At 44.1% G+C, this 14,505-nt stretch carries 2 protein-coding genes; both read right to left on the bottom strand.

All coding sequences use genetic code 11. The features are described from left to right. The coding region (locus CDG79_RS34575) for a non-ribosomal peptide synthetase (RefSeq protein WP_223278513.1) at positions 1-5,963 on the bottom strand (5,963 nt) is incomplete at its 3' end. Then, on the bottom strand, positions 5,960-14,505 hold an 8,546-nt coding region (locus CDG79_RS34570; RefSeq protein ID WP_143855660.1), incomplete at its 5' end, for a non-ribosomal peptide synthetase. The genes CDG79_RS34575 and CDG79_RS34570, both read right to left, overlap by 4 nt.

Below are 14,505 nucleotides of genomic sequence, written 5' to 3'. Positions count from 1 at the left end.
GACTGGCGACTAGGGATTGGGAATTGGGCTATTTTTCTCCTCCGCTCCCCTGCCCCTCTGCTCCTCTGCTCCCCTGCCCCTCTGCTTCCACTGAAGGGGTTTGGGATGAATTTCTCTTGTGTTAACTCTCTTGCGTTGAGGTAGCCTCTTGCTAATCCTGCACCACCGATGTGTAACTCTCCTGGTACACCTACAGGTACTGGTTGTAAGTTTTGGTCGAGTATGTAGATTTGCGTATTGGAAATTGGGCGACCAATAGGCACTGTCTTCAAATTGCTCTCTGGTTGACATTCCCAGAAGGTGACATCAATTGCGGCTTCTGTCGGCCCGTAGAGATTATGCAATTGACACCCTAAACAGGTAAAAAAGCGTTCCTGAAGTTCTTTTGGCAGTGCTTCGCCACTACAAATAACTCGCTTCAAGCTACTGCAATTTTTTACACTTTCTTCTTCTAGGAAAATCTGGAGCATCGAAGGGACAAAATGCAGTGTGGTAACTTGCTGTTGTACTATTAGATTGACCAAGTAACGACTATCTTTATGTCCACCTGGTTGAGCTACAACTAAACGCGCTCCAGTCAATAATGGCCAGAAAAACTCCCAAACGGAGACATCGAAGCTGAAAGGAGTTTTCTGTAAAACGCAGTCTATTTCTGCTAATTGATATGCTTGCTGCATCCACAGGAGGCGATTGCAAATCCCTAGATGAGTATTTAGCGCTCCTTTAGGCTTTCCGGTGGAACCCGAAGTGTAAATCACATAAGCCAAATTACTAGTTTGCACACCAGCGTTCGGATTTTGCTGATTCGACTGGGGAATGATTTCCCACTCAGTATCTAAGCAAACAACACGCGCTTGATGTGCAGGTAATTTCTCAACTAGATGCTGTTGGGTAAGTAGCACGGAAACTTGAGCATCTTCGAGCATAAAACTCAAACGGTCTTGGGGATACTCTGGGTCAAGTGGTACGTAAGCCCCACCCGCCTTGAGAATACTAAGTAATCCCACCACCATCTCTAAAGAACGCTCCACACAAATTCCCACCAGTACGTCGGCTCCCACACCCAAAGACTGCAAGTAATGCGCCAACTGGTTAGCACGACAATTCAACTCGTGGTACGTAAATTGTTGATTTTCAAACACCACTGCTACTGCATCGGGTGTAAGCTCCACCTGTTCTTCAAATAACTGATGGATACATTTATCTTGGGGATAATCTACCTGAGTATCATTCCACTCAACTAATAATTGCTTTTGCTCAAATGCTGTGAGCATTGGTAATTGGGAAATCCGCTCTTGGGGATTCGCTACAATTGCCTCAAGTAGCGTCACAAAATGACCCGTCATTCGTTCGATAGTGCTGCTATCAAACAAGTCAGTGTTGTATTCCCACCACCCCACTAATCCACTAGTAGTGTTTTCCACTCCCAAGGTAAGATCAAACTTGGCGATCGCACTTTCTATGGGTAACGAACTTACAGTTAACCCAGTCAACTCTATTTCAGACATGGGCGGATTATTAAGAACAAACATCACTTGGAACAGTGGTGTATGGCTCAAGTCCCGTTCTGGCTGCAATGCTTCTACCAACATTTCAAAGGGCAAATCTTGATGAGCGTATGCGGATATTGCCATTTCTCTCAGGCGCGGGAGTAATTCGCTAAAGGTGGGATTTTCTGCCAAATTAGTCCGCATAACTAAAGTATTGACAAAAAAGCCAATTAGCCCTTCTATCTCGGTGCGATCGCGGTTAGCAATTGGTGTCCCTACCAAAATATCTGTTTGTCCTGTGTAGCGATAAAGTAATGTATTATATGCCGCTAACAAAGTCATAAACAAAGTCACCCCTTGCTCTTGACTCAGTTTGGTCAGTTGTTGAGTTAACTCAGCAGACAGGGCAAACTCAAGATATGCGCCATTGAAAGTCTGCACAGCAGGTCTAGGTCTGTCTGTGGGTAGTGGCAAGAACGTAGGTGCATTTGCCAATTGTTGTTTCCAGTAACTTAATTGGCTGTTCAGTACTTCCCCTTGCAACCATTGTCTTTGCCAAATTGCAAAATCTGCGTACTGAATTGGCAGTGGCAACAAAGGTGACAGTTGACCTTGAGAATAGGCATTGTACAGTGCTTGTAGCTCCTGGACAAACACACCTATTGACCAGCCATCAGAGACTACGTGGTGCATACACACTAATAACCACTGTTCTGTAGGAGACAGCATTACTAATGTCGCTCTGATTAATGCTTCTGACTCTAAGTTAAAAGGCTGAATTGCTTGTTCTTGGACTAATTTCTGTGCAGCAGTTTTTTGTTCTGTTAAGGGTAAATGATGCAAATCAACAACTGTAACTGTCCAATTCGTTTCTGTTTGAATGATTTGAGCAGCTTGTCCATCAACTGTGATGAAGTTAGTGCGTAATGCTTCTTGACGATGAATAATTTCAATTAAGCTTTGTTCTAAGGCGGCAAAATTAAGAGTTCCGGCTAAACACAACCCGAAGAGGATATTGTATGAAGCACTGTTGGGCTCCAACTGGTCTAAAAACCATAAACGCTGTTGAGCATAAGACAGTGGTAGTTCTGTATTCTCTGCCCGCCTGAAGATGGGTGGTGCAGCAAGTTCTAAATTTTGTTGCTGCAACCGTTGAATGTTTGGCGATAATTGGGCAATTGTTGGTGCTGCAAATAACGAACGCAATGGCAGTTCTACTTTCAAGCTGCTACGCACACGGGAGATAAGTTGTGTTGCTAGTAGGGAGTGTCCTCCTAACTCAAAGAAATTATCATGTCTGCCTACAAGCTCTACTTTTAGGACTTGTTGCCAAATCAGTGCCAGTATTTCTTCAATTGGGGTGCGTGGGGCGACATATTTCTCTAAGAATTCACTACTTGGCTCTGGTGCTGGTAAGGCACGACGGTTTACTTTGCCGTTGGGGGTAAGCGGTAGGGACTCCAAGATGACGATCGCACTTGGTAACATGTATTCTGGTAGCCTGGACTTGAGAAATTGCCGCAGAACGCTTACTGTGGGTGTCTGCTCTGGCTGGGGAACAATGTAGGAGACTAGGCGCTTATCACCAGGAGTATCTTCACGAGCTATGACACAACATACTTGCACATCTTCATATTGGCTCAGTACTGCTTCGATTTCTCCCAACTCAATGCGGAATCCCCGGATTTTTACTTGGTTGTCGATGCGTCCCAAGTATTCGATATTGCCATCTGGTAAATAACGGGCTAAGTCCCCAGTTTTGTATAATTTTGACTTTTGACTTTTGACTTTTGACTTGTTAAATGGGTTAGGAATAAATTTTTCTTGTGTTAACTCTGGTCGGTTCAAGTAGCCTCGCGCTAAGGAAACACCACCAATGTGCAGTTCCCCTGCTACACCCACAGGTACAGGCTGTAAATACTTATCCAGGATGTAGATTTGCGTGTTGGCAATGGGACGGCCAATCGGAGGAAGTGGCGGCCAAGTGTCCACTGAATTAGTCAGAGTAAAAGTGACGGTCACATGGCTCTCTGATGGGCCGTAATGATTATGCAGAGTACAATCACTTAGCTGACTCAGCCACTTGGAAATGCCAGGAGTAATCTGTAACTGTTCCCCAGCAGTAATGATTTCCCTTAGATTACTAGTAACTAATTCACTACTAACAGCTACCTCCGCTAGTTGCTGTAAAGCAACAAAAGGAACAAACAATCTTTCAACAGCTTGTTCTTGGAGTAAACCTAATAAAGCCAACGGTTCTCGGCGCAATTCCTCGCCAATCAACAGCAATGTGCCTCCAGAAAACCAGGTAGAGAACATTTCTTGAAAGGAGACATCAAAGCTGACAGGAGCAAATTGCAGGGTTTTTACTCCACTAGAGGAAATTGGCGAATTTTGCAGTTGCCAAAGTAGGAGATTGCAAAGAGCAACCTGATTCATGGCTACACCCTTTGGTTGACCCGTAGAACCAGAGGTGTAAATCACGTAACCCAAGTTATTCTCTTGCACACCAGAGATGAGATTCTCCTGACTCAACTGGTTTAGGAGTTGCCAGTCGGTGTCTAAGTAGACGACACGCGCCTGATGCTGGGGTAATTTCTCAACTAAATTTTGTTGGGTAAGCAGCACTGGCACAGCCGCATCTTCTAACATGAAGCGTAAACGGTCTTGGGGATATTCTGGGTCAAGTGGTACATAAGCGCCACCTGCTTTGAGAATTCCCAGTATTCCTACTAGCATTTCTAGGGAGCGTTCTACACATATCCCCACTAATACATCTGGTTTTACACCCAAGGACTGTAAGTAATGTGCCAACTGATTAGCACGACAATTCAACTCACCATAAGTTAGTTGTTGAGAGAAATGAGCGCTCCGGTACTGGGTACTGGGTACTGGGTACTGGGGAAGAAATTCTTTTAAAATTTGGTTAGGGTCTGAATCCCCATTCAAATCTTCCCAATCCCCAGTCCCTAGTCCCCAGTCACCAGTCCCCGGTTCAAACACCACCGCTACTGCATCGGGTGTACGTTCTACCTGCGCCTCAAACAACTTATGGATACATTTATCTTGGGGATAATTTATCTGGGTATCATTCCAGTCAACTAATAATTGCTGCTCAGATTCTGTTAGCATTGGCAACTGGGAAATTTGTTGCTGAGGATTAGTAGCGATCGCCTCAAGCATTGTTCTAAAATGACCCAGCATCCGGCTAATCGTCCCATCTTCAAATCGACTAACGTCGTACATCACCCTCAGCGACAATTGCTCACCAGGGGAAACTAAAACCGTTAGCGGATAATTTGTTTGTTCAATCCACCTAAAATTCGAGAGGGAAAAATCGCTATTGCCTTCTAGAACAGCAGTATCAATAGGATAATTCTCAAAAACAACAAGACTCTCAAACAAAGACGTACCCCTGGGAACATCACTCAACCCCTGAATCTCTACCAATGAGCTATAGGAAAATTGCTCAGACTCAACCTGTTGCGCCTGTAAATCCTTCAACAAACCCAACAATTCAGTCTGCTCTGAGATTTGCACTCGCACTGGTAGAGTATTGATAAATAACCCCACTATCGACTCTACACCAACAAGTTCAGGCGGACGACCAGACACAGTTGCACCAAAAACCACATCCGTTTCTTGGCTGTAGCGAGACAGCAACAATCCCCAAGTCGCTTGCACCAAATTACTCATTGTCAATTGATGCTGTCTGACAAAAGACATCACTGCTGTTGTCGCTGGCACAGTTAAGTCAATTTGCTGTTCGCTGTAGCCCGAATGCTGCTCCCGCATTGTCAATGGTTTACCCACAGTCAAAGGAGTTGGTGTTGTAAAACCTTGGAGTTTTTGTCGCCAAAACTTCTCAGCTAAATCTCTATCCTGTTGCTGTAACCAAGCAATATAATTGCGGTAGCTGATAGTTCCGATGTTAGATAAACTTTTACCCTGAGAAATTGCTTGATAAAACTCTAGTAGGTCTTGGAAAACCAAAGGTGACGACCAGCCATCAAGTAATAAATGATGATGACACCAAACAAACTGATAAGTATTCCTATCCAACTGGATTAGATGTAGACGCATCAATGGCGCAAGCGATAGTTGGAAACCCTGTTGTCGCTCAGAATCCAGAAAAGTCTCTAATTCCTGTTGCTGCTCAAGTGCCGATAACTCCCGCCAGTCATAAGTTTCGACCGTCACATTTACCTGTCGATACACCACTTGAACTGGCTGGCTTAAAGACTCCCACAGAAACGCTGTGCGGAAGACGGGATGCCGAGCTACCACTTGCTGCCAAGCTTGCTCGAAGGTTTTTACATCTAGGTTTCCCGTCAAAATCAAAGTTATCTGCTCAAAATATACGCCTGAGTCTGGAGCATATAAACTTTCAAACAGCATCCCCTCTTGCATAGGAGATAAGGGATAAATATCTTCAATATTTTGCCGGTTAGTTTTGTTAAGTTCTAATTTCATAAATTTTGTAATATCTGATCTATTTCTAGTTGGTTAAGTTGAATTAATGGGAAATCTGTGGGCGTATAACCTGCATTTTCCGGTGATAAACAATGAGCAATTATATCTTGCAAAGTTTCGACAAATTCTTGGGCAATATTCTCAATCGTTTCCTCCTGATGGATATTGCTGCTGTATGTCCAATCTATTTGCAGTTTTTCGTTAATAATGATGGCATTAATGTCTAGCAAATAATGGCGCTGACCTTGTAAACTCTCACTGTTTCCGCTAGGTTCATTAGCTATTTGCATCAGAGAGGATGTATTCACAACTTGAGCAAATTGTCCCAAATAATTGAAGCTAATTTCTGCTTGGGGAATTTTCTCTAGTTGAGCGCTTATTTCTGGATCAACATTCAGATAACGCAATAAACCATAGCCAATGCCTTTATTAGGAATTACCCGTAATTGTTCCTTGACAGATTTTAAAGCAGTACCAAGATCATCTGCGATTCCCAGTTCCACAACCACCGGGAAAATCGTTGTAAACCAACCAACAGTGCGTGATAAGTCTATACCATCGATAATCTCTTCCCGCCCATGACCTTCTAAGTTGAATAACACTGACTCAGAGTCAGTCCATCCACTCAATACCAGCGCTAAAGCAGTTAACAAGATATCGTTAATTTGTGTTTTATAAGCTTTCGGGACATCTTGCAAAAGGGAAAGGGTTTCAGCTTCATCTAATGATACTGTTACTGTCCTAGCCGATGCAGTAGTGTTTACCCCTTGTGCATAGTCTACTGGTAGGAAATCAACTGCATCGTAAGATGCACTCAACCAATAATCTAGTTCTGATTTCAAGACTTCTGATTGAGCATAATCTGTCAGTTGTCGCGCCCAATCTTGGAAGGATGTGGTTTTGGCAGGTAGTTGAATGGTTTTTCCTTGACTTAGTTGCTGATAAGCTGTCTGCAAATCTTCTAACAATATCCGCCAGGAAACACCATCTACTACGAGGTGGTGAATTACTATAAGTAATCGCGCTTTTTTGTCAATACCCACCCAGAAAAATGCTACTTGCACGAGATTTTCTGACAGATTTAAACTCGCCTGTAATTCATTGGCTGTGGTTTCAATGACAGTTTCTATCTCAGTTTCTGGAACTGTCGATAGGTCAAAACGCTTGATTGTAATGTTATCTGTTGGGGCGGCATGAATCTGCTGCCATATTGTGCCTGTTTGGGTGAATCTTAGGCGTAGAGCATCGTGATGTTTTAGTAGTTGCTGCCATACTTGCTCTAATATTTCTAGGTTGAGGTCTGATGGTACTGTGAGGAGAAATGATTGATTGAAGTGGTGTTTCTGTGGTAATTTCTGCTCGAAAAACCAGTGTTGAATTGGTGTTAGGGGTAATGTCCCTGTGACTAATCCTTGTTCAATTGAGAGTGTTTTTATTGTGCCTGCGACTGTGGCTAATTGGGCGATGGTTTGATTGGCAAATAGTTGTTTGACTGTCAGTTCTATTCCGGCAACTTTCGCTTTGCTGATAATTTGAATGCTGAGGATGGAATCTCCTCCTAGTTCAAAAAAGTTATCGTGTATGCCTATTTGCTCTACTCTTAATACTTGCGCCCAAATTTGGGCTAATTTTTCTTCAATGGGGGTGCGCGGTGCTACTAGGCTGTTTTCTATTCCTGTGCGTGCTTCTGGTTCTGGTAGGGCGCGTCGGTCTATTTTTCGGTCTATTTTGCCGTTGGGGGTTATGGGTAGGGAATCTAGGGTAATGATCGCACTTGGTATCATGTATTCTGGTAGCTTTTCTTTGAGGAAGCTACTCAGAACGCTTACTGTAGGTGTTATCTGTGGCTGCGGTACTATGTAAGCGACTAGGCGCTTATTTCCGGGAATGTCTTCGCGGATGATGACTACAGATGTTTGCACATCACTATGTTGGCTTAGTGCTGCTTCGATTTCTCCCAACTCGATACGGAATCCCCGGATTTTTACTTGGTTATCGATCCGACCCAGGTATTCAATATTGCCATCTGGCAAATAGCGTGCTAAATCCCCTGTTTTATAGAGACGTTTTTCCCCCCTGCTCCCCTGCTCCCCTGCTCCCCTGCTTCTACCGAAGGGGTTGGGGATAAATTTTTCTTGTGTTAATTCTGGGCGGTTGAGGTATCCTATTGCTAATCCTGCACCACCGATGTGTAACTCTCCTGGTACACCCACAGGTACTAGTTGTAAGTTTTGGTCGAGTATGTAGATTTGCGTGTTGTCAATTGGACGACCAATGGGGACAAGTTGCGGATAAATCTCACGCTGGCAATTCCAGAAAGTTGCATCAATACAAGCCTCTGTTGGCCCGTAGAGATTGTGTAAATTTACATCTAGTTTACTTAATAAGCCTTCTTGCAGAGTAACGGGTAAGACTTCACCGCCACAGAACACGTGTTTGAGGGAGTGACAAGTTTCGATTCCTCCCTGTTCTAAAAGCATTTGCAGTAAAGATGGAACAAGTTGAACAGTAGTTACCTGCTGCTGGGCAATTAACCTTAAAAGATAAGCACTGTCAGTATGACCTCCTGGTTCAGCTATTAACAACTGTCCACCTGCTAACAATGGAGCGTAGAATTCCCAAACTGAGGCATCAAAGCCAAAGGGAGTTTTTTGCAGTACTTTGTCTTTTTCAGTCAGGGGAAATGTTGCTTGCATCCAGAACATATGGTTGCAAAGGCTACTGTGAGATAGCATTACCCCCTTTGGTTGACCAGTAGAGCCAGAAGTATAGATCGCATAAGCTACATTATTAGCTTGCACCTCAGCAATTGGATTCTCCTGGCTAAATTTAGCGATCGCAAGCCAGTCGTTATCTAAGTGGACTACACGCGCCTGATGTTGAGGAAGAGACTCAACTAGATGCTGTTGGGTGAGCAATACTGAAACTTGAGCATCTGCCAGCATGAAAGTCAGACGGTCTTGGGGATACTCTGGGTCAAGTGGTACATAAGCCCCATCCGCCTTGAGAATACCAAGTAATCCCACCACCATCTCTAAAGAGCGCTCTAGACATATCCCCACCAGCACATCTGCTCCCACACCCAAGGACTGCAAGTAATGCGCCAACTGGTTAGCACGACAATTCAACTCGTGGTACGTCAATTGTTGATTCTCAAACACCACCGCCACGGCATCGGGCGTGCGTTCCACCTGTTCTTCAAACAACTGATGAATACATTTATCTTGGGGATAATCTACTCCTGTATCATTCCACTCAACTAATAACTGTTGCTGCTCAGATGCTGTGAGGATTGGTAATTGTGAAATCCGTTCTTGGGGATTCGCCACAATTGCTTCTAGCAATGTCACAAAATGACCAGTCATCCGTTCGATAGTGCTGCTATCAAACAAGTCTGTGTTATACTCCCACCCTCCCACTAATCCAGTGCTAGTGTTTTCCATTGATAAGATAAGATCAAACTTGGCGATCGCACTTTCTATGAGCAACGAACTGACAGTTAACCCAGTCAACTCTATTTCAGATTTGGGCGCATTATTGAGAACGAACATCACCTGAAATAGTGGTGTATAGCTCAAGTCCCGTTCTGGCTGCAATGCTTCCACCAACATTTCAAAGGGCAAATCTTGATGAGCATAGGCTCCGAAAGCCGTTTCTCTTAGGCGCGGGAGTAATTCGTTAAAACTAGGATTTTCAGATAAATCAGTCCGCATCACTAAAGTATTGACAAAAAAGCCAATTAGCCCTTCTATTTCGGTGCGATCGCGGTTAGCAATTGGTGTCCCCACCAAAATATCTGTTTGTCCCGTGTAGCGATAAAGTAATGTATTATATGCCGCCAACAAAGTCATAAACAAAGTTACCCCTTGCTGTTGACTCAATTTGGTCAGTTGTTGAGTTAGTTCAGCAGACAGGGCAAACTCAAGATATGCGCCATTGAAAGTCTGCACAGCAGGTCTAAGTCTATCTGTGGGTAGTGGCAAAAATGTGGGTGCATTAGCCAATTGTTGTTCCCAGTAACTCAATTGGCTCTTCAGTACTTCTCCTTGCAACCATTGTCTTTGCCAAATTGCAAAATCAGCATACTGAATTGGTAATGGCAACAAGGGTGACGGTTGACCTTGAGAAGAAGCATTGTAAAGTGCTTGTAGCTCCTGGACAAATACACCTATTGACCAACCATCACTGACAACGTGGTGCATACACACTAATAACCACTGTTCTGTAGGAGACAGCACCACTAATGTCGCTCTCATTAATGCTTCTGACTCTAAGTCAAAAGCAAGAAGCGCTTGTTGTTGAACTAATTGCTGTGCAGCTATTTCAATTTCTGTTAAGGGTAAATGCTTTAAATCAACAACTGTAACTGTCCAATTCGTTTCTGTTTCAATGATTTGAGAAGCTTGTCCATCAACTGTGATGAAGTTAGTGCGTAATGCTTCGTGGCGATAAATAATTTCAATTAAGCTTTGTTCTAAAGCTGCAACATTAAGAGTTCCTACTAAACGCAACCCGAAGGGGATGTTGTATGAGGCACTGTTCGGCTCGAACTGGTCTAAAAACCATAAACGCTGTTGAGCATAAGACAGTGGTAATTCTACATTCCCTGTCCTGGGTAATATGGGTGGTGCAGCAAGTTCTAAGTTTTGCTGCTGTAGTTGCTGAATCGATGGTGCTAATTGGGCAATTGTTGGTGCTGCAAATAACGAACGCAATGGCAGTTCTACTTTCAAGCTGCTACGCACACGGGAGATGAGTTGCGTTGCTAGCAGGGAATGTCCTCCTAATTCAAAGAAGTTATCATGTCTGCCTACAAGCTCTACTTTTAGGACTTGTTGCCAAATCAGTGCCAGTATTTCTTCGATGGGGCTGCGTGGAGCGACATATTTCTCTAATAATTCACTACTTGGCTCTGCTGCTGGTAGGGCGCGACGGTCTACTTTGCCGTTGGGGGTAAGCGGTAAAGACTCCAAGATGACTATTGCCGAAGGAACCATGTAGTCTGGTAACTTTTTCTTGAGGTCGCTACGTAGTTCGCTAATTGTGAGTGTTACTTGTGCTTGCGGTACGATGTAGGCTACTAGGCGCTTGTCACCAGGAGTATCTTCATGGGCTATGACGCATGATGCTTGCACATGGGGATGTTGGCTCAGTGCTGCTTCGATTTCTCCCAATTCAATGCGGAATCCCCGGATTTTTACTTGGTTATCGATGCGTCCCAAGTATTCGATATTGCCATCTGGCAAATACCGGGCTAAGTCTCCGGTTTTGTAGAGGCGTTCGGAATTAGAGGATTGGTATTCTGTTTCCCCTCTGCCCCTCTGCTCCTCTGCCCCTCTGCCTCCAACGAAGGGGTTGGGAATGAATTTTTCTTGTGTTAACTCTGGTCGATTCAAGTAGCCTCTTGCTAATCCTGCACCACCGATATGTAACTCTCCTGGTACACCTACGGGTACTGGTTGTAAGTTTTGGTCTAGTATGTAGATTTGCGTATTGTCAATTGGACGGCCAATAGAAATCAAGCTGTCATGGGATTCGAGTTGACATACTGATGACCAAATAGTAGCCTCTGTTGGGCCATAAAGGTTCCACAAAGAAGCGCTCCTGGCAAGTAATTGATTAACTAAATCCCAAGGTAAAGCTTCACCCCCGCAAAGTATTTTTAAATCGCTAAATTGGTAGTTTGAGTCTAAAAGCAATCTCCAAGTAGCTGGAGTTGCTTGCATAATTGTTGCTTTAGACTTAACTAGCAAGTCAAATAACTCTCTTCCATCAAGGGTCACGTCACGACGGGCTATGACCAGACATGCACCTACAGTTATAGGCAGAAAAATTTCTAAGGCAGCAATATCAAAGGAAATAGTAGTGACCGCAAGCAGTGTATCTTGTTCTGTTATTCCTGGGCGCTGCTGCATGGCAGATAGGAAATTGCTCACAGATTTATGTGAGATTTGCACACCTTTGGGCTTGCCTGTAGAACCGGAAGTATAAATCACATAAGCTAAGTTAATAGATTGGACATCAGTGATGGGATTTTCTGGAGGCAACTGACAAATAAACTGCCAGTTAGTATCCAAGCTTACAAGCTGCGCCTGACACTCAGGTAATTTCTCAACTAGATGGTTTTGACTCAGCAGCACTGAGACTTGAGCATCTTCCAAGATAAAGCGCAAACGTTCTTGGGGATATTCTGGGTCAAGTGGTACATAAGCCCCACCCGCCTTGAGAATGCCCAACAGTCCGACCACCATCTCTAAAGAACGCTCCACACAAATCCCCACCAGCACATCAGCTTTTACACCCAAAGACCGCAAGTAATGCGCCAACTGGTTAGCACGAGTGTTCAACTCGTGGTAAGTCAATTGTTGATTCTCAAACACCACTGCGACTGCATCGGGTGTACGTTCTACCTGTTCCTCAAACAACTGATGGATACATTTATCTTGGGGATAATCTACTTGAGTATTATTCCACTCAACTAATAACTGCTGTTGCTCAGATGCTGTTAACATTGGCAATTGGGAAATCCGCTCGCTGGGATTTGCCACAATTGCCTCAAGCAGTGTCAGAAAATGACCAGTCATCCGTTCGATAGTGCTGCTATCAAACAAGTCAGTGTTGTACTCCCACCACCCAAAGAGTCCATTGGGAGTGTTTTCCATTGATAAAGTTAAATCAAACTTTGCCGTGGTAATTCCTATTGGCAAGCCACTGACACTTAACTCAGTCAACTCTATTTCAGACATGGGAGCGTTCAGGAGAACGAACATCACCTGGAATAATGGTGTATGGCTCAAGTCCCGTTCTGGCTGCAATGCTTCCACCAACATCTCAAAGGGCAAATCTTGATGAGCATAGGCGGATAATGCCATTTCCCGGATACGTGGGAGTAATTCGTTAAAGGTGGGGTTTTCTGCCAAATTAGTCCGCATCACCAAAGTATTGACAAAAAAGCCAATTAGACCTTCTAGCTCGGTGCGATCGCGGCCGGCAATTGGTGTCCCCACTAAAATATCTTCTTGTCCCGTGTAGCGGTAAAGCAGGGTATTATAAGCCGCTAACAAAGTCATAAACAAAGTCGCCCCTTGCTGTTGACTTAGCTGCAACAACCGTTGAGTTAACTCAACAGACAGAGTAAAGACTTGATATGAGCCATTGAAAGTCTGTACAGCAGGTCTGGATGTATCTGTGGGTAATGGCAAGAATGTGGGTGCATTTGCCAACTGTTTTTCCCAGTAACTCAAGTGGTTTTGTAGTACTTCCCCTTGCAACCATTGTCTTTGCCAAATTGCATAATCTGCGTACTGAATTGGTAGTGGCAACAAGGGTGACGGTTGACCTTGAGAATAAGCATTGTACAGTGCTTGTAACTCCTGGACAAACAGACCTATTGACCAGCCATCAAAGACAACGTGGTGCATACACACTAATAACCATTGTTCTGTAGGAGACAGCACAACTAATGTCGCTCTCATTAATGGATCGTGAGCTAAGTCAAAAGGCTCAATTGCTCGTTGTTCCAGTAATTTCTGTGCAGTCGTTTTTTGTTCTGTTAGTTCTACTGAGGCAGAGGCTTCACTCAGTACAAGTGTTGGTAAATGCTGCAAGTCAACTACTGTTACTGTCCAATTCGTTTGAGTTTGAATGATTTGAACAGCTTGTCCATCAACAGTAACAAAGTTGGTGCGTAAGGCTTCATGGCGATGAATAAATTCTTTTAAACTTTGTTCTAAGGCGGCAACATTAAGAGTTCCTACTAGACCCAAACCAATGGAGATGTTGTATGAGGCATTGTTCGACTCTAACTGGTCTAAAAACCATAAACGCTGTTGTGCATAAGACAGTGGTATTTCTGCATTCTCTACCCGCCTTAAGATCGGTGGTGCTGACAGTTTTATATCTTGCTGCTGTAACTGCTGAATCGATGGCGCTAACTCCGCAATTGTTGGCGCAGCAAATAAGCTTCGTAATGGTATTTCTACTTTCAATCTGCTACGCACACGAGAGATGAATTGCGTTGCTAGTAGGGAGTGTCCCCCTAGTTCAAAGAAGTTGTCATGTCTGCCGACAAGCTCTACTTTCAGTACTTCTTGCCAAATCAGTGCCAGTATTTCTTCAATTGGGGTGCGTGGAGCTACATATTTCTCTAATAATTCACTACTTGGCTCTGGTGCTGGTAGGGCGCGACGATCTATTTTGCCGTTGGGGGTTAGGGGTAAAGATTCTAAGATGACGATCGCACTTGGTACCATGTATTCTGGTAGCTTTTCTTTGAGGAAGCTACGCAGAACGCTGATTGTAGGTGTCACCTGTGGTTGCGGTACGATATAGGCTACTAGGCGCTTGTCACCCCTGTTATCTTCACGGGCTATGACATAAGATGCTTGCACATGGGGATGTTGGCTCAGTACTGCTTCGATTTCTCCCAACTCAATGCGGAATCCCCGAATTTTTACTTGGTTATCGATACGCCCCAGGTATTCGATATTACCATCTGGTAAATAACGAGCCAAGTCCCCAGTTTTGTAGAGATGTTCTCCCC

It is taken from the genome of Nostoc sp. 'Peltigera membranacea cyanobiont' 232, from assembly GCF_002245985.1.
Lineage (GTDB): Bacteria > Cyanobacteriota > Cyanobacteriia > Cyanobacteriales > Nostocaceae > Nostoc.
Note: the sequence above shows the minus strand (reverse complement) of the source record. Positions and strands in the feature narration are given on the sequence as shown.